This window comes from Acidocella sp. C78, assembly GCF_907164655.1.
In genome coordinates, this window is record NZ_CAJQZK010000004.1 from 92,237 (window position 1) to 111,434 (window position 19,198).

At 64.2% G+C, this 19,198-nt stretch carries 18 protein-coding genes and 1 riboswitch; of the genes, 7 read left to right on the top strand and 11 right to left on the bottom strand.

Annotated elements, in window-relative coordinates; translation table 11 throughout:
• The first annotated feature begins 322 nt into the window (after nt 1-322).
• Nucleotides 323-922, top strand: coding sequence for a CarD family transcriptional regulator (locus ACIDOCELLA78_RS000000101030; RefSeq protein ID WP_249675196.1), 600 nt, complete (start codon nt 323-325; stop codon nt 920-922).
• A gap of 180 nt (nt 923-1,102) precedes the next feature.
• On the top strand, nt 1,103-2,404 hold the full coding sequence (locus tag ACIDOCELLA78_RS000000101035) for an Nramp family divalent metal transporter (RefSeq protein WP_201728005.1): 1,302 nt from the start codon (nt 1,103-1,105) through the stop codon (nt 2,402-2,404).
• Between the two features lie 97 nt (nt 2,405-2,501).
• Here ACIDOCELLA78_RS000000101035 and ACIDOCELLA78_RS000000101040 read toward each other — a convergent pair whose 3' ends face one another.
• The 9 genes from ACIDOCELLA78_RS000000101040 to ACIDOCELLA78_RS000000101080 form a co-directional block, all read right to left on the bottom strand.
• Nucleotides 2,502-3,239, bottom strand: a complete 738-nt coding sequence (locus ACIDOCELLA78_RS000000101040) for an ABC transporter ATP-binding protein (RefSeq protein ID WP_201728006.1) — start codon at nt 3,237-3,239, stop codon at nt 2,502-2,504.
• On the bottom strand, nt 3,232-4,737 hold the full coding sequence (locus ACIDOCELLA78_RS000000101045) for an ATP-binding cassette domain-containing protein (RefSeq protein WP_249675198.1): 1,506 nt from the start codon (nt 4,735-4,737) through the stop codon (nt 3,232-3,234). Before ACIDOCELLA78_RS000000101045 ends, ACIDOCELLA78_RS000000101040 begins: the two co-directional genes overlap by 8 nt.
• A complete protein-coding gene (locus tag ACIDOCELLA78_RS000000101050; protein WP_249675200.1) occupies nt 4,683-5,213 on the bottom strand; it encodes an ABC transporter permease subunit in 531 nt (176 codons plus the stop codon). The genes ACIDOCELLA78_RS000000101045 and ACIDOCELLA78_RS000000101050 overlap by 55 nt, the downstream gene beginning before the upstream one ends.
• A gap of 6 nt (nt 5,214-5,219) precedes the next feature.
• The gene (locus ACIDOCELLA78_RS000000101055; RefSeq protein WP_201728007.1) at nt 5,220-6,149 is read right to left on the bottom strand and encodes a branched-chain amino acid ABC transporter permease; all 930 of its coding nucleotides are present in this window, start codon (nt 6,147-6,149) and stop codon (nt 5,220-5,222) included.
• 10 nt (nt 6,150-6,159) lie between these two features.
• Nucleotides 6,160-7,395, bottom strand: coding sequence for a branched-chain amino acid ABC transporter substrate-binding protein (locus ACIDOCELLA78_RS000000101060; protein WP_201728008.1), 1,236 nt, complete (start codon nt 7,393-7,395; stop codon nt 6,160-6,162).
• 300 nt (nt 7,396-7,695) lie between these two features.
• A complete protein-coding gene (locus ACIDOCELLA78_RS000000101065; RefSeq protein ID WP_201728009.1) occupies nt 7,696-9,693 on the bottom strand; it encodes a TonB-dependent siderophore receptor in 1,998 nt (665 codons plus the stop codon).
• A gap of 105 nt (nt 9,694-9,798) precedes the next feature.
• Nucleotides 9,799-10,007, bottom strand: a riboswitch (cobalamin riboswitch).
• A 33-nt stretch (nt 10,008-10,040) separates the two neighbouring features.
• A complete protein-coding gene (locus tag ACIDOCELLA78_RS000000101070; RefSeq protein ID WP_201728010.1) occupies nt 10,041-10,724 on the bottom strand; it encodes a haloacid dehalogenase type II in 684 nt (227 codons plus the stop codon).
• Nucleotides 10,725-10,738: 14 nt separating this feature from the next.
• A complete protein-coding gene (locus ACIDOCELLA78_RS000000101075; protein WP_201728011.1) occupies nt 10,739-11,437 on the bottom strand; it encodes a glutathione S-transferase family protein in 699 nt (232 codons plus the stop codon).
• 83 nt (nt 11,438-11,520) lie between these two features.
• Complete coding sequence (locus tag ACIDOCELLA78_RS000000101080) at nt 11,521-12,123, bottom strand: TetR/AcrR family transcriptional regulator (RefSeq protein WP_201728012.1); 603 nt, start codon at nt 12,121-12,123, stop codon at nt 11,521-11,523.
• A 101-nt stretch (nt 12,124-12,224) separates the two neighbouring features.
• Here ACIDOCELLA78_RS000000101080 and ACIDOCELLA78_RS000000101085 point away from each other — a divergent pair, with 101 nt between their 5' ends.
• The 4 genes from ACIDOCELLA78_RS000000101085 (at nt 12,225) to dnaA (ending at nt 16,694) form a co-directional block, all read left to right on the top strand.
• Nucleotides 12,225-12,890, top strand: coding sequence for a DsbA family protein (locus ACIDOCELLA78_RS000000101085; RefSeq protein ID WP_201728013.1), 666 nt, complete (start codon nt 12,225-12,227; stop codon nt 12,888-12,890).
• Between the two features lie 91 nt (nt 12,891-12,981).
• On the top strand, nt 12,982-14,166 hold the full coding sequence (metZ, locus tag ACIDOCELLA78_RS000000101090) for an O-succinylhomoserine sulfhydrylase (protein ID WP_201728014.1): 1,185 nt from the start codon (nt 12,982-12,984) through the stop codon (nt 14,164-14,166).
• A 237-nt stretch (nt 14,167-14,403) separates the two neighbouring features.
• Nucleotides 14,404-14,676, top strand: coding sequence for a 30S ribosomal protein S20 (rpsT, locus tag ACIDOCELLA78_RS000000101095; protein ID WP_201728015.1), 273 nt, complete (start codon nt 14,404-14,406; stop codon nt 14,674-14,676).
• 548 nt (nt 14,677-15,224) lie between these two features.
• Entirely contained in the window at nt 15,225-16,694 is a 1,470-nt protein-coding gene (gene dnaA / locus ACIDOCELLA78_RS000000101100; protein ID WP_201728016.1) for a chromosomal replication initiator protein DnaA, read from the top strand.
• 25 nt (nt 16,695-16,719) lie between these two features.
• Here the strand turns inward: dnaA and fghA are convergent, their stop codons facing one another.
• The gene (gene fghA, locus ACIDOCELLA78_RS000000101105) at nt 16,720-17,571 is read right to left on the bottom strand and encodes an S-formylglutathione hydrolase (protein ID WP_201728017.1); all 852 of its coding nucleotides are present in this window, start codon (nt 17,569-17,571) and stop codon (nt 16,720-16,722) included.
• A gap of 313 nt (nt 17,572-17,884) precedes the next feature.
• On the opposite strand from fghA, the gene ACIDOCELLA78_RS000000101110 reads away from it, so the two are divergent.
• The gene (locus tag ACIDOCELLA78_RS000000101110; RefSeq protein ID WP_007421600.1) at nt 17,885-18,088 is read left to right on the top strand and encodes a cold-shock protein; all 204 of its coding nucleotides are present in this window, start codon (nt 17,885-17,887) and stop codon (nt 18,086-18,088) included.
• A 227-nt stretch (nt 18,089-18,315) separates the two neighbouring features.
• Here the strand turns inward: ACIDOCELLA78_RS000000101110 and bhcR are convergent, their stop codons facing one another.
• Complete coding sequence (gene bhcR, locus ACIDOCELLA78_RS000000101115; protein ID WP_201728018.1) at nt 18,316-19,155, bottom strand: HTH-type transcriptional regulator BhcR; 840 nt, start codon at nt 19,153-19,155, stop codon at nt 18,316-18,318.
• Nucleotides 19,156-19,198 lie beyond the last annotated feature (43 nt).

The window sequence follows — 19,198 nt, forward strand, 5'->3', positions numbered from 1 at the left end:
GCGTTCCGCGGCCGGGCGTTCACCGGGACTGAAATTTGTGGTATCAATGCTGATCCGGTGTTCGTCCGGCTTTTGAGTGGTGCGATACGCGCCCTTGATCGCTTCGCTTTCGAGGTTCAGCATGAAACGACCCGCTCCTACCGATCCGGCGTCCGCCGGTGCGGAAGTCAGCAACAGTGCCAAGGCGTCCCGTTCAAAGGCTGCCAGTAAAGTGGCGGCTCCCCCAACTGAACTGCGGCCAGAAAAGGCGACGCCACGCCGCACCGCCAGAACTGCCGCCGATGCACAGGCGGCCAAGACCGAGAAGGACTCACAGCCCGATATGCCCAGCCCGAATACCGCCCAGACTGAACCCGAAACTTCCGAAGTCGAACGCGATGCGCTGCCCCCGCCAGGCCCGCGTCCCGTGCTGCCGCAACGCGCGATTGCCAAGGCCGAAACCTTCAAACCCGGCGATCACGTCGTCTACCCTACTCATGGCGTTGGCAAGGTTGAGCGCATCGCCGCCGAGGAGATCGCCGGCCAGAAGCTCGAACTGATCCACATCACCTTCGACGAAAACCGCATGACCCTGCGGGTGCCGGTGAACAAGGCGCGCACGGCGGGCCTGCGAAAGCTCTCCAGCCGCAAGCAGTTCGACGAGGTGCTCGCCGCTCTCAAGGGCCGTGCCCGGGTGAAGCGCACGATGTGGTCGCGCCGGGCGCAGGAATACGAGGCGAAGATCAATTCCGGCGACCCGATGGCGATTGCCGAAGTGGTGCGGGACCTGCACCGCAATGCCGGCCAGCCGGACCAGAGTTTCTCCGAACGGCAGATCTTCGAGCAGGCGCTCGACCGTCTCGCCGCCGAATACGGCGCGCTGGAGGGGCTCGACAAGCAGGGCGCGATCGACAAGCTGCTCGACTTCCTGAAGGCCGAGTGAGCCGAGCCGGCCGGGGCCTGCCCGACCGACTCTCCGCACGATCCAGACATGGCGCCGGCCGGAGTTCCGCTCCGACCGGCGCTTTGTTTTCGGCGTGACCGCTCGCCCGCCTCTTCAAAATCCTGCCTGCTGCCCTATATATAGCCTCGGCTACATTTTCATGGGTGGGCTTCGATTGCGGTGAGCGACCTTGTTTCCCGGCCAGGGCTGAGCGAACGGACGGCACGCGCCGTCGCGGACCGGCTGGCCGGGCGCGCCGGATGGCGCAATCCGCTGATCTTTGCCGGCCCCGCGGTTGTCGCCTCGATCGCGTATATGGACCCCGGCAATTTCGCGACGAACATCCAGGCCGGCGCCCGCTACGGCTATGACCTGCTCTGGGTGGTACTGCTCGCCAGCCTGATCGCCATGCTGTTCCAGGGTCTGTCCGCCCGGCTCGGGATCGTCACCGGGCGGAATCTCGCGGAGCTATGCCGCGACACGCTGCCGCCGGCGCTGACCATTCCGATGTGGATCATCAGCGAGATCGCCGCCATGGCGACCGATCTCGCCGAGTTCCTTGGCGGCGCGATCGGGATCGCCCTGCTCGCGCGTCTGCCGCTGATGGCGGGCATGGCCATTACCGGGATCATCACCTACGGCATCCTGCTGCTCGACCGGCGCGGTTTCCGGCCGATGGAACTGGCGATCGGCGCGCTCGTCGGCGTCATCGCGCTCTGCTACCTCGCCGAGCTGCTGATCGTGCCGGTTCACTGGCGGCAGGCGGCCTTGCATACGGTGCTGCCGTCCCTGCCGGATGCCGAGGCGCTGACGATCGCGGTCGGCATCGTCGGCGCCACGGTGATGCCGCACGCGCTCTTCCTGCATTCCGGCCTCTCCGGCGCGCGGGTGGCGCCGCAGGATGCGGCGCAGCGCCGGCGGCTGGTGCGCTATTCCAATATCGAGGTGCTTGCGGCGCTCGGGGTCGCCGGGCTGGTGAACATGGCGATGGTGGCGATGGCCGCCGGCGCCTTCCATCCGGCGCATCAGGGGATCGCCGAAATCGGCGAGGCCTATCGCACGCTCTCGCCGCTGCTCGGCGCCGGTGCCGCCGTGATCTTCCTCATTTCGCTGCTGGCCTCCGGCGTGTCGTCCTCCGTAGTGGGCACGCTGGCGGGGCAGATGGTGATGCAGGGATTTGTCGGGTTTTCGATCCCGATCTGGCTTCGCCGGGCGCTGACCATGATCCCCGGCTTCGTGGTGATCGGCCTTGGCGTGAACCCGACACGAGCGCTGGTGCTCAGCCAGGTGGTGCTGAGCCTGGCGCTGCCGGTGCCGATGCTGGCATTGCTGTGGTTTTCCACGCGGCGGGCGCTGATGGGCGCGCTCGCGGTGCGCGGGATCACCGCCATCGCCGCGATCGGCGGCGCGATCGTGATCCTCGGGCTCAACGTCGTTCTGCTCCTGCAGATTTTCGGCGTGAATATGCCGCTGCCGGGCTAGAGCACTTTCCGATCCATCCGGATCGGATGTAGTGCTCTATGATATTGATAATCAGAGCATCATCCGATCAGATGACTCCATCTGATCGGATGATGCTCTAGCTGTCCTCCACCTGCAACTCGCCGAGATAGGCCTCGCGGATCGCCGGGTTGGCGGCGAGGTCGGCGGCGGGGCCGGAGAGCACGACGCGGCCGGTCTGCAGCACGTAGCCGCGGCTGGCGATCTGCAACGCCATGTGGGCGTTCTGCTCGACCATGAAGATCGCCACACCCTGGCGGTTGATCGTCTGGATGATGCCGAACACGATCTCGACGAAGCGCGGCGAGAGGCCCATCGAGGGTTCGTCCATGCAGATCAGCGCCGGGCGGGCCATCAGCGCGCGGCCGATCGCGACCATCTGCTGCTCGCCGCCGGACAGCGTGCCGGCGAGCTGCTGGCGGCGTTCCTTCACGCGGGGGAACAGCGCGTAGACCCGTTCAAGATCCTCGTCGAAGTCAGGGCCGCGCTTGCGCGTATAGGCGCCCATTTCGAGATTCTCGTAGACCGTCATGCGCGGGAACAGCCGCCGCGCCTCCAGCACCGGGGCGATGCCGCGCTTCACCCGCTCCGAGGTGCTGAGCCGGTTGATCGGCGCGCCGCGGAAGCGCACCTCGCCCTTCGAGGGGGTGACGGTGCCCATGATCGTCTTCATCGTGGTCGACTTGCCGCTGGCATTGCCGCCGAGCAGCACCACGATGTCGTCTCGTGCGACTGTGTAATCGACACCCTTGAGCACGTGGAGGTCGCCGTAATGGGTGTGCACGCCGGCGAATTCGAGCAGGGTTTCCTCAGGCATCGACCGCACCCCGGCCGATATAGGCCTCGATTACCGCTTCGTTCCGGCGCACCTCGTCGGCCCGTCCCTCGGCGAGTTTCTCGCCATGGTCGAGGACGATCACGTTGTCGGCGAGGCGGGTGACGACATCGAGCTTGTGCTCCACCAGCAGGATCGTGAGGCCGAAATCGCGGAAGGCGGCGATCTGCTCGGCAAGTTCCAGGCTTTCCGCCGGGTTCATCCCCGCCGTGGGTTCGTCGAGCATCAAAAGGCGCGGGCGGGAGGCAAGGGCGCGGGCAATCTCGACACGGCGGCGATTGGCGTAGGAGAGCTGCGCCACGCCCTGGTCGATCCGCGGTACCAGGCGGTTGCCGAACATCGCCAGCAATTCGAGCACGAATTGCCGCGCCTCACGCTCTTCGGCGCGCACGCGGGGCAGGCCGAGCACCGCCCCGGCGGCCCCGGCGGAGAGATGGCTGTGCTGGCCGATCAGCACGTTTTCCATCACCGTGAGGTTGGGGAACAGGCGTATGTTCTGGAACGTCCGGGCGACGCCGGCGCGCAGCACCTGGTCCGGCCGCAGGCCGAGCAGATCGCGCTCCGCGAAACGCACCACGCCGGCGGAGGGTTTCACGAGGCCGGTGATGCTGTTGAACAGGGTGGATTTGCCCGAGCCATTCGGCCCGATCACGGCGACGATACCGCCCGCCGGAACATCGAGCGAAACCGATTTCAGCGCGGTCAGCCCACCGAATTTCACGGTGAGGTCGCGGATTTCGAGCGCCGCGGGCCGTGCGTCGGCGCTGGCCTCGGCGAGTCCGGCGCGCAGCCTGGCCACGGCTGGGGCAGCCCCGCGGGAAACCGCGGCGTCCTGCTGCTCGTAGCTCAGCCGCACCTCGTTCCGGCCGACCGGAACAATACCGTCGCGCCGGTAGAGCATCATGGTCACCAGGATGATGCCGAAGATCAGCTCCGAGGCCGAGGTGAGCTGGAGATTCTGCAGGAAGGGCGAATGGATCGCGTTGCCGAGCCCCTGCACCCAGCCGGACAGGGCGGGCAGAAACCAGGCTTGCAATAGTTCCAGCAGCACCGCGCCGAGAATGGCGCCCCAGACGCTGGCGAGCCCGCCGAGCACGATCATTACCAGCACCATGATCGAGACCGGCAGGTCGAACATGTCCGGCGTCGCGGTCTGCAGCTTGGCGATGTAGAACGTGCCGGTCATGCCGGCGAACCCGGCGCCCATGGCGAAGGCGAGCAGCTTCAGCCGCGTGGTGTGCACGCCCATCGCGCCGGCGGCGATCTCGTCCTCGCGCACCGCCATCCAGGCCCGGCCGATCCGCGAGGGTTTCAGCCGCAGCGAGATGAACAGCAGCAGCAGCACGAGGCCGAGGCCGACATAGTAATAAGGTGTCGCGTTGATGCCGAAGCGATAGCCGAACAGCACCGGCGGACCGACGCCGTTCAGCCCCTCGGCGCCATTGGTGAGCGACGACCAGTTGCGCGCGACGATCGGCACGATTTCGCCGAAACCGAGAGTGACGATAGCGAGATAGTCCCCTTCAGCCGCAGGGTTGGCGCGCCGAACGCCATGCCGAAACAGGCGGCGATGACGGCGGAAGCCGGCAGCATCAGCCAGAAGGGAAAGGTGAAATGCACCGTCGCCGCCGCACCCGCGCCAAGCTTCGCGACGAAACCGATCGCCGCGAGCGGCGCCCAGGCGGCGTTCCAGTGCGGGTGAAGCTGGAACGAGTTCAGGATGCCGTAGGCATAGGCGCCGATGGCGAAGAAGGCGGCATAGCCGAGATCGAGCAGGCCGGTGAAGCCGACGACGATGTTCAGCCCGAGCGCCAGTGCCGCATAGGCGCAGCTATTGGCCGCGACATCGATATTCGCCTGACCGATGCCGAGAAAGGGCAGCAGCAGCAGCACCATCAGCAGGGCGGCGAACAGCGCCTGGCGCTGGCGGGGCGAGAGCAAGGCGAGGCGTTTCATCGCCGCTTACGAGCGGTTGGGCGACTGCGCGCCGAGCAGGCCGGCCGGGCGGAAGACCAGCGTGAAGATCAGGATCGAGAAAATGATCACATCGGCCCATTTCGCGGCGATGTACTGGCTTCCGATTGTCTCGATCAGGCCGATGAGCAGGCCGCCCACCATCGCCCCCGGCACATTGCCGATGCCGCCGAGCACGGCCGCGGTGAAGGCGCGCAGGCCCGCCGTGTAGCCGATGCTGTACTGGGTGAAATTGTAGTAGAGGCCAAAGATCATCCCGGCGGCGCCGGCCAGGGCCGAGCCGGCGAAAAAGGCGATCATCACCACCTGGTCGACCTCGACGCCCATCATCCGCGCGGCCTCCGCGTCCTGGGCGACGGCGCGCATCGCCTTGCCGAGGCGGGATCGCCTGACGAACAGGTTGAGCCCCCACATCAGCACCGCCGCGACGACCCAGATGATCACCGCCTTGAGGCGGATCGTCACCCCGCCGAGATGATAGTCGACGCTCGGCATCGGGTCGGGGTAGTTCAGCGCCTGCGCGTTGGTGAGCAGCAGCACGAGGTTGAACAGGATATAGGAGACGCCGATCGTGGTGATCATCGCCATCGGTCCCCGCACGTTGCGCATCGGCCGCAGGGTGTAGCGCTCGATCAGGACGCCGAGCACGCCGGAGGCCAACATCGTCACCACGAGGGAAGCGAGCAGCGCGAGAACCAGGGGCGCGCCGTGCAGAAGCACCGTCTGACCCTGCAGGCCGAAGGATTGCAGCACGATGAGGCCGACGAACGCCCCCACCATGAAGACGTTGAAATGGGCGAAATTGATCAGTTCGAGAATGCCATAGACGAGCGTGAACCCGAGTGCGAGCAGCGCGTACATCGCCCCCAGGCTCAGCCCGTTGACGAGCTGCTGAAGAAAAACCGCCGTTCCGGTCATGGGTGCCGCGTCAGTGCTGCGGTGCCACGCCGACGTATCGCATCTGCTTGTTCAGATCCCCGAGCGGGGCGGACTTGTCCTGGTGGAACTGGAACACGGCGACGATATGGCTGGTCATATCGCCATACTTGTCGAAGCTGATCGGCCCCTGCAAGCCGTTGACATGCACGCTCGCGATCGCGTCGCGCACAGTGGCGGCGGTGAGCGGCTTGCCGGCCTTCTGCACCGCCTTGATCCCGGCGATGGCGACGAGGGCGGCGTCGTAGGCGGTGATGGCGTAGTCGTCCGGCGCGACGCCGTAGGTTTTCGTATAGAGCGCGACCCAGTTCGCGAGTTTGGGGTCATCGACCACATGCGGCGAGGCGTTGGTGCCATACCAGCCCTCGGCGGCGGGAAAACCGGCGGCCGTCATCATCTCGGGGCTCAGAATGCCGTCGCCGCCGCCTTTGATCACGTGCGGAATGATCTGGTAGCTCTGCTTCACCAGTTTCACGCCGGCCTGCATCGTGCCGCCGTAATAGAGCGAGGCTGGCTTGGTCGCGGCGATCTTGGTGAGCACGGCGGAATAGTCGGCGGCCTTGGGGTCGAGCCGATCGCGGCCGAGGACCTTCATGCCCTTCTTGCGCGCCTGGGCCTCGAAGGCGTTGGCGAGGCCGACGCCATAGGCGCCGCTGTCATCGAGGAGGTAGACGCTTTTCGCCTTCAGCACCTCGGCGTAGAAATTCGCCATGTTCGGGCCCTGATAGGCATCGGTCGTCACGGTGCGGAAATAGATCGGCTTGCCGCCCGGATCGAACTCGCCGGCATAGGTCGGGCTGGTGATGTCCGGCGCGGTGGAGGAGGGGGTGATGGTCGCGAGACTGGCCATCGAAAGGATCGGCGCCATCGCTTTGCCCGAGCCGCTCATCTCGGGGCCGACATTGGCGAGAACGGTGCGCGTGCCCGCCAGCTTGCGCGCGTTGGTGGCGGCCTGCGCCGGGTCGTACTGGCCGGCGGTCGCTGTGGCGTTGTTCAGGATCATCGGCTCAAGCCGGATGTCGCCCAGTTCGCCGCTCTGGTTGGCCAGCTTGATGGCGAGTTGCGCGCCGTGCAGGATCAGGTGCGCGGCCTCGGCATCGGCACCGGTCAGGGGAAGCGTAATCCCAAGGTGATAGACCTTGTCCGCCGCACGGGCGATGGGGCTTGCCGAAGCGAGGAGAACCGAGCCTGCCGCTCCTCGAAGAGCATTGCGCCTTGAAAGTACCATTCGTCCCGTCCTTCTTGCTTTTGTGATATAGCTGCCATGCGTAAAGTAAACGGCTGATGGATGAAGGCAAGCGATTTTTTTGGAAGGGCCACATCACGACAGGACGTGGAGCGAGCAAAAAAAATGGCGGCCACAAGGCCGCCAAGTTTAGGGAGGAAACGTCCAAGAAAGCAAACAACGTGTTGTTTGCTGCATCGCACTATATGTCGGTTGCCCTGCCTGTTTCAAGTTTTTTGTGCATCGCAACATATGCCTTTCACGAATATGTCGTATGCGGCGCGCCGAGCCGGGATGCGGACATCATCCGCCGATCGTGCCTCTCAGGCCGAAGAGGAAGTTCTGGCCGGGGATTTGCACGCCGTTTGCCGGCTCGAAGGGCGAGTTGGTCAGGTTGCGGCCGATCGCGAAGAGGGTGAGCGCGCGGCTAACCCGGTAGTTGACCGCGAGATTGGCGATCGTGCCGGGCCGGGCAAGGCCGATCCCGGCCGGATAGCCGGAATTGGCGTAGAGGTAATCGGAGAAACGGCCGACATAGCGGATGGCGGGTTCGATCGACAGCGCCGGGATGGGACGGATCGAGACGGTGAGCGATCCGGCGTTTTCCGGCCGGCGCAGGAGGGCGGCGCCCGTCGCAACATCACGGGCGATGGTGCGGGTGTAGTCGATCTGGCCGGAGAGCCAGGGCGCCGGCGCGAAGCCGATGCCGGCCTCGACGCCGTGAATGCGGGCGCGGGCGACGTTTTCCTCCGTGCTGGTGCCGTCGGGCAGCGATGTGTACTGGAACAGGTTCGAGATGTCCTGATGGAAATAGCTCATCCGCAGCGTGACCGCGTCGGCCATGCCGAAGGCGGGCAGGACGGTCTCGAAACCAAACCGGTAGCCGATCGAGTGTTCGGGGTGGAGGTTCGGGTTACCGTGATAGCCATAACTGTCGATGCCGTGCAGGTCGTAGAGTGAGGGGGCGAGAAAGCCGCTGCCCGCCGAGGCTTTCAACCGTGTGTCGATGGCGGGCAGCGCGAGGACGAGGCCGCCGCGCTCGGTGACCACGGTGCCGTAGCCGCTGACCGAATCCGCACGGATGGCGCCCTGCACCGAAAGGCGGCGCGCCACGGTGGTCTGCGCGCCGAGATGCGCGGCGGTGGTGGATTGCGAGGCGTCGAGGCTCGCCAGATAGGGAAATCCGAAAAAATTCTCGTTGAGGTTCTCGATTGCGGTGTCGTGAATGCTTTCAATGCCGGCCACGAGGTCCGACCCTGCCAAAGGCCCGAAATCGGGAAGACGGACCACGTTGTTCCATTGGATCACTGTGCGGTCGCCGCGATAGCCGCTGTCGCCGGCATACTGATTGGGGTCGGCGGGGTCGAACAAGGTGAGGTAGCGGCGGTCGTCCTGGACATGGGCGATGTCGAGCGCGGTGGTCAGCCGGTTGTCGAACAGGTGGGATTTCACCCCGAAGCGAACAAAAACGTTGGAATCGTAGCTGTTTTCATAGGGATCATCGAAGATCGGGTAGCCGAGATCGGGATACTGGCTGCCGGTCTGCCGGGCGCGGACGATCACCGAGATCCGCGTGCCGGCGATGGGCGTGTAGCCGAGATTGACGGCGCCAAGCTTGTAGCGGAACGGATCGCGATGCCCGGCATAGACGGCAAGGCGCCGCGCCGTCGCGTCGAACCCGGCCTGCTCGATGAGCGAACCGGTGATTGCGTAATCAAACTTCCCGCTCCGGCCGGAAAGTGTAACACTGCCTTCGCCCTGGCCGGGAAAGCCGCCGGCAATGTCGTAATCGACATGCGGCGCGCCGTGCCCGCGCTTGCTGATCAGGTTGATGACACCGCCGATCGCGCCCGAACCGTAGAGGCCCGACATCGGGCCGCGGACCACGACGATCCGTGCGATATCGCCAATGCCGGGATTGCCGAAATTGAACGCGCCGTTGGCCACCGAGGGGTCGTTGACCGGCACGCCATCGCGCAGCACCAGCACGTCCTCGGAATTCGTGCCGTCGATGAAGACCGAGGTCTGGGCCCCCGGCCCACCCAGTTGCACCACGTTCAGCCCGGGGACGGTGGCGAGCGCCTGGGCGATGGTGGATACACCGCGCCGGCGTAATTCGGCCGCGGTAATGACCGTGACCGATGCGGGGGTGTCGGCGATCGGTGTCCGCACATACGAGGCGGTCACCGTTTCGATCGGTACGGTGCCGGCGGGAAGCTGCTCGCTCTGGGCGTGCGCAGTGGCGAGCGCCCCGCACAAGGTCAGGGTGATCAAAGATATGTGTCGCGCGAAGTCGCGCATGAGGAGTCTCCGGTCCGGCGCCCGGCGGGGCGGGCGCTGCCATCAGGGCGACCGAAGGCTTCGGGACTTCACCCTTCGCTCCCGGTTCACCCCGCCCGGATGCGCGCGCATGGTCTCGGAACCGGCCGGTCTCCTGGCTCGCGGGTCATTGGCGCGTTCGGCCTTCTCGCGGGCGGTCTGTGCCGCCTCGCAATGGCCCGGATGAACGCGCCTCGCCGCTCACAGTTGCGGGGGCAGCCGCAGACGGGGCGAAACTTCGCCCTTCTGCGTTCCCGTTTCAGCCCTTGCGGGCCACCGGTTCCTGCTCTCAATCTAGCGCCGCCGTCCCGGCTGGCGCAAGCGGCGCCTCAGCCGAGGCCGAGCAGGCCGGGCAGGGCGGACAGATCGCCGATCATGGCGTCGGGCGTGCCCGGCAGCCGCTCCGCCGGCTGCTTCGCGCGGTTGCACCAGGCGACACGGAAGCCGAAGGCCGAGGCGCCGTAGGCATCCCAGCCATTGGATGAGACGAAGCAGACTTCCTTGCGCTCGACGCCGAGGCGCGCCGGCACCATCTGGTAGACGCGCGGATCGGTCTTGAACACGCCCACCGCCTCGACCGAAAGCACATGGTCAAGCTCGTCGCCAATCCCGGCATGGGCGATGGCCGCGGCGAGCATCGCGGGAGTGCCGTTGGAGAGGATCGCCGTGGCGATTCCTTTTGCCTTCAGCGTGCCCAGCGTCGCCTTTACCTCGGGATAGGCCGAGACGATACGATAGAGTGCGAGCAGCGACTCGCGCCGCTTCGGGTCGGCGAGGCCGGTCGCTTCCAGCGCGAAATCGAGCGCGTCGGCGGTGACGGTCTCGAAATCGGTGTAGAGGTTCTGTAGGCTGCGCAACCAGGTGTATTGCAGCTGCTTGTCCCGCCAGAGCGTCACCAGCGCGGCGCGCCGGTCATCCGGCACATCCGGACAGCGGGCGACGGCGGAGCCGAAATCGAACAGCGTGCCATAGGCGTCGAACACGCAGGCGCGGATACCCTCGATCGCGGACATTGGATGTCTCCCGTTCAGGCGGCGGCCGGCAGGCTGCGTGCCAGCCCGTCATAAGCGTCGAACATGCGGCCGCACCAGGCGTGCAGCGTGTCATCCTCGGCGAGGATCTTTACCGGGGTCGAGGCATGCGCCCAGAGGAAGGCGCTGAAGGCCACATGGTCCGCATAGTTCGGAGCGTCGCCGGCGAGGAATTTCTGATCGGCCAGCGTGCTGCGAAGCGGGCGCAACGTGGCGCGGAGCGCGGCGAGATTCTCCTCGCGCGCCGCCCGCAGCGCGCCCACCGTGGTGCCGAAAGCGGCCTCGCGCGTCGTGCGGAAATACTCGCGGTCGCCCTCGTGCAGAATGTCCACGAGGTCGGGCAGCACAACCTTCGCGATCGCGGGGTGTACCGCCTCGCTGGTCCACTGGTTCACGAAGCGGGCGAGGCCGCGGCCGGCGGCGCCGCCGAACAGGCTCGGACGATCCGGGTAGGCATCCTCAAGGTACAGGGCAATGGTCCAGCTGTCATGAACATGCCGGGTACCATCGACCAGCACGGGCACCTTGCCCTGGCCGGAAAATGCGATGGCGTCCTTTTCCATGAACCGCCAGACCACGGTCTCGCACGGCAGGCCCTTGTGGGCGAGCGCGAAGCGGGTGCGCCAGCAATTCGGGCTGAACCGGACGCGTTCGTCCGCGCCGGCGAGATCGTAAAGCTTCAGGGGGTCACGCATTCAGGCTCTCCTCAGGCGGCACTCCGCGTAGCAACGCCGCAAGGCCGGCGGAGACTGGCGGCGTGTCCGGGTGGTGCATGTGTTCATATGGATGTGGGCGCGGGCCTCGTGAGTCTGCTCACGGCGTCATCGACAAGGCGGTCCAGCCGGCCAGGATCGGGGTCGAGCCGCGCGAAAGTGCGCAGCGCGACAACGGTGCCCAACAGCAGCTCGGCCTGTGTGGCGGCGTTCATGCCGGCCGGCAAATGCCCGGCCTCCTGGGCGTGTTCAAGCCGTTCCTGGAAAAACCGCTGAACGTCGCCAAGACGCGTCGCGACGATCGTCCTCGCTTCAGGGGACAGGGGGCCGCCATCCATCGCCGTGTTCACCAGCAGGCAGCCGAGATGTAGCGGATCGTCCCGCGAAAGGTCGCGGATCTGGCCGAGAAAATCGGCAATCGAGGCGATCGGGTCGGAATTCGCGGCGAGCTCTTCAAGAACAGGCGTCAAGCCGTCATCAGCGTAGCGCTCGAGCGCCGCGCGGAACAGGCCGTCCTTGTCGCCATACCGATGGTACAGCGCGGCCGCGCTGAGACCGGTTGCCTCCGTCAGGTCGCGTAGAGACGTGCCTGCGTAGCCATTCTGTCTGAAGACCGGGATTGCCCGGTCGAGAACGTCATCGTCAGTCAGGAGGCGTGGGCGTGGCATATTACTCTTGATCTCGACTGCATTACCAATTCCAATATAATAAACCGATCATTATAAAACAACCCGTCCGGCGCGGCGGATTGGCACATATGGTGTGACGTATGATATATGAAACCTCTCTCGTCTACTTTATCGATCCGATGTGCGCATGGTGCTGGGGTTTTGCGCCGGTGATGGATGAGATTCGCGCACGCTATGCCCGCCGGACGAGCATTCGCATCGTTCTCGGCGGCCTGCGGCGAGACGTGCGTTCGCCCATGGATGCGGCGGCGAAAAGTCTGACGTCAGCCCATTGGGAGCGGGTGCAAGACGCGTCCGGGCAGCCCTTCGATCATGCGTTTTTCGACCGCGAAGGCTTTTTCTACGATAGCGAAATGGCTTGTCGTGCCATTGTCGCAGCCCGTCGCCGCTCGGCGGAGGACGCGTTCATCCTTCTGGGCAACATCCAGCGGTCTTTCTATTTATGCAACGAGGATGTGACGGATCCGGTGGTGCTGGCGGGAATCGCGGCGCGCCAGGGGTTCGGCGCGGAGATTTTCCGGGATCTGCTCCGCTCCGACGACCTTGGCGCGGAAACGCGGCAAGACTTCGCGCTGACGCAGAAATCCGGCATCGTCGGCTTTCCGACCCTTGTCGCCGCAAAGGAGCCGGATCGGCGCTACGTGATCGTCACCGAAGGATTTCAGCCGGCAAAGCGGATCATTCCCATGCTCGATCGCTGGCTGCGCCAGCCAGCGCCTGCCGCCTCCGCGCTCGGCGCCGTCTGACCGCCGTTGCAAACCAGCCCTTTGCGATCCTCCGGTCTGGCCCATGCCGCATGTGGGTTGCCGTCCCACGCCGGCACGATATAGACGGATCATGAAAGAACGAAAATACCGCCCCGCGACCACTCTGGTTCACGCCGGCCAGATCAGGTCCAATTTCGCAGAGAACGCCGAAGCGCTCTATCTGACCTCCGGGTTTGTCTATGATAGCGCGGAACAGGCGGAGGCCACGTTCAAAGGCGAGATTGCGCATTACCAGTATTCCCGCTTCGGCAACCCGACCGTCAGCATGCTGGAGGCCCGGCTCGCGGCGCTTGAGGGGGCCGAGGCATGCCGCGCCACCGCGACCGGCATGGCTGCGGTGAATGCGGCCTTGCTGTCCCATTTGAAGGCCGGGGACCGGGTTGTCGCCTCGCGTGCGCTGTTCGGCTCCTGTTCCTGGATCGTCTCGACCTTGCTGCCGCGCTACGGCATCGAGAGCGTGTTCGTCGACGGGAGCGACCTCGCGGCCTGGGAGGCGGCGTTGGCACCGGGCGCTGCGCTGGTGCTGCTGGAAACGCCGTCCAATCCGATGCTCGAGATCATCGACCTGCGCGCCGTTGCCGACCTCGCCCACAAGGCCGGCGCCGTTGTGGTGGTCGACAATGTCTTTGCCACGCCTCTGCTGCAACGGCCGATCGAGTTTGGCGCCGACGTCGTCGTCTATTCCGCGACGAAGCATATGGATGGCCAGGGGCGTGTGCTCGGTGGTGCCGTGCTGGGCAGCAAGGCCTGGATCGAGACCACGCTTCAGCCCTTCACCCGCAACACCGGTCCCGCGATCTCGCCATTCAACGCCTGGGTCATCCTGAAAGGGCTTGAGACGATGGCGCTTCGCGTCGGCCAGGCCTCCCGCTCGGCGGCGACCATTGCGGATCATCTCGCAAGCCATCGCCATGTCCGGCGGGCTCTCTATCCGTTCAGGGCCGACCATCCGCAGGTTGACCTCGCGAAGCGGCAGATGAGCGCCGGCGGCACGCTGGTGACGTTCGAGCTTGAGGGAGGCAAGGACGCGGCGTTCCGCTTCATGAACGCACTCGATCTGATCGCGATTTCCAATAATCTGGGCGATTCGAAATCGATGGTAACTCATCCGGAAACCACGACCCACTCTCGTATTCCCGCGCAAGAGCGAGCCCGCCTTGGCATCGGGGGAGGAACGATCCGTTTCTCCGTGGGTCTTGAAGACGTTGCGGACCTGATCGACGATCTCGATCGGGCGTTCGACGCGCTGGCGTAACGCGCCATGCGGGTATTGCGGTCGGATGCCGTCATATCCGGAGGCCGGTCGGGCGACGGCCGTTCCGGCGTCTGTCGCGCGCTCTGGCCATACGGAATGCGGACGCTGGATTGCGCGGTTTCCCTGCTTGACGGCCAACCCGACCGGCGATATCTACACATATGATTTCGGGCCGCAGCCACCATGCGCTGCGGCCTGTTGGTTTTTGCTCCGTTTACTGGAAGAGATCGTTCGTCCATGGCCAATATTGCATCGGCGCAGAAGCGCATCCGTCAGACCATTGTTCGCACAGCGCGCAACAAGGCCCGCCGGTCACGCGTGCATAGCTTCGTCCGGAAGGTTGAAGAGGCGATAGCGTCGGGCAATCATGCTGAAGCGCGTGCCGCGTTCGTGGTCGCTCAGCCTGAATTGCAGCGCGCCGCCACAAAGGGCGTTCTGAAGGCCAATACGGTGTCCCGTAAGCTGTCCCGGCTTTCCGCCCGCGTGAAGGCGCTTTCGGCCTCCGTCTAAGACGCGGCGGGGCTTCCATTTCTATCGGATAAAACCCCACCGCCGTTGCCGGAGCGGCTCTTGACGCAAGGGCCGTTTCAATCAGTCCTCTCGGCTTGGTGAAACCACGTTTTTAACGACGATCAGTTGAGGTATTCAGCGAATGAAACAAGTCGCTGGATATGTCTGCTGTTTGTTGTTTTCTGATGCACTCGCTGTCAGGATCAGAATTGCTTCACTGATCGTATTTCGCAACAGCGCGTCAACATGAACTGCAACCGACAATTGCAAGATGTTTTTGCGATTTTATCAGGAAGTGATGCGGCCAGATTTCAAAGGGCTCCATCAATCACCTGATTTAATGGGCAATTATTTAAAGATGCACATTATATCAGCAGAAAATCAAATCAATAGGGTCTTGCGCAGGGCGCTGGGTTTGGCCTAGTTTCAGGTCACAGGATGACGAATGGATGACGGTGACTGATCCGTTTGGTGGTTTTTTCAACCATCGATTGCGGATGGCCGGTTTGTGCGGTCGAATATCGGGTCGGTCATGCGGTCGTGCAGGGATGAAGTCAGGACGGGAGCGGCACTTGAGCACGCAGGTTTGGCAGGATCAGGGTAGCGAAGCCCGGTCTTCAGGGCGTTCGCGCGGCGATACTGGCCAGGATGAACTGGCCAGCCAGTGGAGTCGCGTCCGGGGGCGTCTGCAGGAAGAGATTGGCGAGGTCGAGTATCGCAACTGGCTGCGCCAGGCCGTTCTGCATGGGCTTGATGGCGATGAAGTCACGGTCATGCTGCCCACACGGTTCCTGCGCGACTGGGTCAACAAGGAATATGGTGGATTGCTGACCGCCTTCTGGCAGGCCGAAAATCCTGCGGTGCGCCGGGTCGATATCCGCACCAAGCCGGTGGGAACGAGCGAGCGCGCCCCCGACCTTGCCGAGGCCGAGGTGAAGGGGGCTGCCGTCAAGCCTGCCGCCGCCCGCCGTGAAATTGAGGATCGGCAGGATATGAGCGCGCCGCTCGATCCCCGGTTCACCTTCGATACGTTCGTGGTTGGCAAGCCGAACGAGTTTGCGTACGCCTGCGCAAGGCGCGTCGCGGATGGACATGCCACACCCGGTTTCAACCCGCTGTTCCTCTATGGCGGGGTCGGGCTCGGCAAGACCCATCTGATGCACGCGATCGCCTGGGAGCTTTCGCAACGCTCGGACGAGGTGACGGTCGCCTATATGTCGGCCGAGAAGTTCATGCACAAATTCGTCAGCGCCCTGCGCCGGCAGTCTACCATCGAATTCAAGAACGAGTTGCGCAGTGTCGATGTCCTGATGGTGGACGATCTGCAATTCCTCATCGGCAAGGATGGCACGCAGGAAGAGTTCTTCCACACCTTCAATGCGCTGGTCGATTCCGGCAAGCAGATCATCGTCTCCGCCGACAAGTCGCCCTCCGATCTTTCAGGGATCGAGGACCGGCTTCGCACCCGGCTGGGCTGCGGCATGGTTGCCGATGTCCATGCGACAACCTACGAGTTGCGGCTGGCCATTCTCGAGGCCAAGGCTGCCCGTGCCGGCGTGAACGTGCCCGGTCGGGTGATGGAGTTCCTCGCGCAAAAGATCACCGCGAATGTCCGGGAACTCGAGGGGGCACTGAACCGGCTCATCGCGCACGCAAACCTGTTCGAGCGTCCCGTCACGCTTGAAACGGCGCACGAGGTTCTGCACGATCTCCTGCGCGCGTACGACCGCAAGATCACGATCGAGGAAATCCAGAAGCAGGTCGCCGAGCATTACAATATCAGGATCAGCGAAATGTCGTCGGCCCGGCGGGCGCGGAACATCGCGCGCCCGCGGCAGATTGCGATGTATCTCGCCAAGCAGCTGACCAGCCGCAGCCTGCCCGAGATCGGCCGGAAGTTCGGTAACCGTGACCACACGACGGTGATGCACGCGGTGGCGAAAGTCACCGAACTGATCGACGCTGATCCCGATTTCGCCGAGGATGTCGAACTGCTCCGCCGGATACTGACCGTCTGATCGGCATCTCGTCAGGCCCCGCCCATCAGAGATGTTGGGCGTGATGCCTGAGATGGTCTTCGACGAAGGTCGAAATGAAGAAATACGAATGGTCATAGCCATCCTGCATGCGCAGCTCCAGCGCCACGCCCTTTGCTGAACAGGCCTCCCGCAGCAATTCGGGCTTGAGTTCGCGCTCAAGGAATGGGTCGGCCGTTCCCTGATCAACCAGGATGGCCGGACCATTCCAGCCACGGTCAGCGATCAGCGCGGTTGCGTCGTAATCGCGCCAGGCCGTGCGGTCGCCGCCCAGATAGAAGGTCAACGCCTTTTCGCCCCAGGGACAACGCATCGGCGATACGATCGGCGCGAATGCGGAAACGGACCGATAGCGCCGCGGATTCCGAAGCGCGATCGTGAGGGCGCCATGTCCGCCCATCGAGTGGCCGAAAATGCCGACCCGTGCGGCATCGACCGGAAAGGAGGCATTGATCAGCGCCGGCAATTCCTCCGAGATGTACGAATACATCCTGTACCCATTTCGCCACGGGTCTTCGGTGGCGTCGACATAAAACCCGGCGCCGACGCCGAAATCATACGCGTCCGATTCACTGGGATAGCCAAGGCCGCGCGGCGAGGTATCCGGAGCGATCAGGGCGATCCCAAGCTCCGCGGCAACGCGCTGCGCCCCGGCCTTAACCGTGAAATTCTCTTCCGTGCATGTCAGGCCGGCCAGGTAATAAAGTGCGGGAACCTTCCCGATCTTGGCCTGAGGCGGGATGAAAACAGCAAAGCGCATCGCGCATCCCGTTTCATTTGCCTCGTGCCGATAGACGCCCTGCATGCCGCCGAAACATTTCTGGGTCGAAATCGTCTCGAAAACGGTAGCGTTCGTCATGTATCGATCTCCCTGTAAATGGCTTTCCTGACTATTCCCCGCTGCGTGCGGAAAGGCAATCGTAGGTGGCTCTTATGCGTTTTATCGAATTTGAACGGATAGTTTGCGAAATCTTGCTTAAATCGCCCGCGGGAGAATTTATTCGCGTTGACAGCTCCGGCGGTTTCTGCGTCATTAATCGTGCAATCGACTTTGGCTTGCCTTGTTGCACGAGACGGGTTTCCGTACGGCCAAGACGTCCAAAACCCGGTTGTCCCTCTGGAGCCGTGCGGCGGTCGCACGGTGGGTCTGTCTTAGGAGCGACGACGCGACAATGGCGATCGGCACTGTCAAGTGGTTTAACACCACGAAGGGCTTTGGCTTTATCGTGCCGCAGGATGGCGGCAAGGATGTTTTTGTTCACATCACTGCGGTTCAGGCTGCTGGCATGCGCGGCCTCAACGAAGGCCAGAAGATTTCCTACGAGGTGACGCAGGAACGCGGCAAGGCGGCTGCGACCAACCTCAAGGCGGTCTGAACCTACCGTTCTGGTCTGGTTACACGACGGGGCCCTCCGGGGCCCCGTTTTTTTTGGCCCCTCATCTTTTATGCGGCTGCGTCGGCGGATTCGCCGATATCGTTCGGCGGCACGATGCCGGTTCCTCACCCCATGCCGGTCGGCATGAAAGACGGTCAAGCTTCCCATCCCTGCCGAATACGAATTCAGCGGCGAATCACATCGGCCAGGGGGGATTTCCAAACGCCTCACTCGTGCCGCCGGCCTCCCATCCCCGCGGTCACCGACTGCGCCGCCTCGATGACCGATGAACCGAGTCCGGAGATTGCCGAGTCGGGCATCCGTGCCGATGGCCCCGAGATCGAAAGCCCGGCAATCGCCTCGCCATGCATGTCGAAGATCGGTGCGGCTATGCAACGCATGCCATCGTCCCGTTCCTCGGCATCCACCGCATAGCCACGCTCGCGTGTCGCCGCGAGATCGGCCATCAGCGCGTCGCGCGTCGTCAGCGTGTTGGCGGTGAAGCGCACGAGCCCGTGGCGCGAGACGATTGCGGCAAGCCGCCCCTCGTCCATCTCCGCGAGCAGCGCCTTGCCGATGCCCGAGGCGTGCATTGGCGATGTCGTCCCCGGCGGAAAGAAGGCCCGCATATGGGCATGGGTCTCAACCTGGCTCACGAAGAGCAGCAGCCCGTTCCGTTCGATGCCGAGACTCGCCGTCTCTCCGGTGCGCTCCATGAGGCTCCGGAGCGCCGGCCGCACGCGCTCCACCAGCGATGTCCGTCTCAGGAACCGCGAGCCGATCAGAAAGGCGCCCGCGCCGATATGCCATGTCTGGCTCGTCGCCTCGAAATCGACGATGTCGCGCGCCTCCAGCGTGAACAGGACGCGGTAGACGCTGGCCGGCGACTGGCCGAGTTCCCCGGCAAGGTCCGAGAGCGTCGCGCTGCCCATCTCGCTCAGCCGCTCCAGCACGTCCATGGCGCGATCGAGCGACTTGATCCGGTTCTGGTTGGTCGTGTCGGCCCAGGCGCGCGGGCGTCCCCGCGCACGGCGTCCGGTGCTGCCGATCTCGGGCGGCCTTGCCATCGTTGCTCCTCGATTGAAACCAATTTTCGCATGATGAAAAAAA

Bases quoted from the DNA above. Each gene is read 5' to 3' on its own strand.
- ACIDOCELLA78_RS000000101085 (WP_201728013.1), top strand. From the start codon at position 12,225: ATGATATATGAAACCTCTCTCGTCTACTTTATCGATCCGATGTGCGCA.
- ACIDOCELLA78_RS000000101070 (WP_201728010.1), bottom strand. From the start codon at position 10,724: ATGTCCGCGATCGAGGGTATCCGCGCCTGCGTGTTCGACGCCTATGGC.
- ACIDOCELLA78_RS000000101040 (WP_201728006.1), bottom strand. From the start codon at position 3,239: ATGCCTGAGGAAACCCTGCTCGAATTCGCCGGCGTGCACACCCATTAC.
- rpsT (WP_201728015.1), top strand. From the start codon at position 14,404: ATGGCCAATATTGCATCGGCGCAGAAGCGCATCCGTCAGACCATTGTT.
- ACIDOCELLA78_RS000000101060 (WP_201728008.1), bottom strand. From the start codon at position 7,395: ATGGTACTTTCAAGGCGCAATGCTCTTCGAGGAGCGGCAGGCTCGGTT.
- fghA (WP_201728017.1), bottom strand. From the start codon at position 17,571: ATGACGAACGCTACCGTTTTCGAGACGATTTCGACCCAGAAATGTTTC.
- ACIDOCELLA78_RS000000101030 (WP_249675196.1), top strand. From the start codon at position 323: ATGCCCAGCCCGAATACCGCCCAGACTGAACCCGAAACTTCCGAAGTC.
- metZ (WP_201728014.1), top strand. From the start codon at position 12,982: ATGAAAGAACGAAAATACCGCCCCGCGACCACTCTGGTTCACGCCGGC.
- ACIDOCELLA78_RS000000101080 (WP_201728012.1), bottom strand. From the start codon at position 12,123: ATGCCACGCCCACGCCTCCTGACTGACGATGACGTTCTCGACCGGGCA.
- ACIDOCELLA78_RS000000101065 (WP_201728009.1), bottom strand. From the start codon at position 9,693: ATGCGCGACTTCGCGCGACACATATCTTTGATCACCCTGACCTTGTGC.
- dnaA (WP_201728016.1), top strand. From the start codon at position 15,225: ATGAAGTCAGGACGGGAGCGGCACTTGAGCACGCAGGTTTGGCAGGAT.
- ACIDOCELLA78_RS000000101075 (WP_201728011.1), bottom strand. From the start codon at position 11,437: ATGCGTGACCCCCTGAAGCTTTACGATCTCGCCGGCGCGGACGAACGC.
- ACIDOCELLA78_RS000000101050 (WP_249675200.1), bottom strand. From the start codon at position 5,213: ATGAAACGCCTCGCCTTGCTCTCGCCCCGCCAGCGCCAGGCGCTGTTC.
- ACIDOCELLA78_RS000000101110 (WP_007421600.1), top strand. From the start codon at position 17,885: ATGGCGATCGGCACTGTCAAGTGGTTTAACACCACGAAGGGCTTTGGC.
- ACIDOCELLA78_RS000000101055 (WP_201728007.1), bottom strand. From the start codon at position 6,149: ATGACCGGAACGGCGGTTTTTCTTCAGCAGCTCGTCAACGGGCTGAGC.
- bhcR (WP_201728018.1), bottom strand. From the start codon at position 19,155: ATGGCAAGGCCGCCCGAGATCGGCAGCACCGGACGCCGTGCGCGGGGA.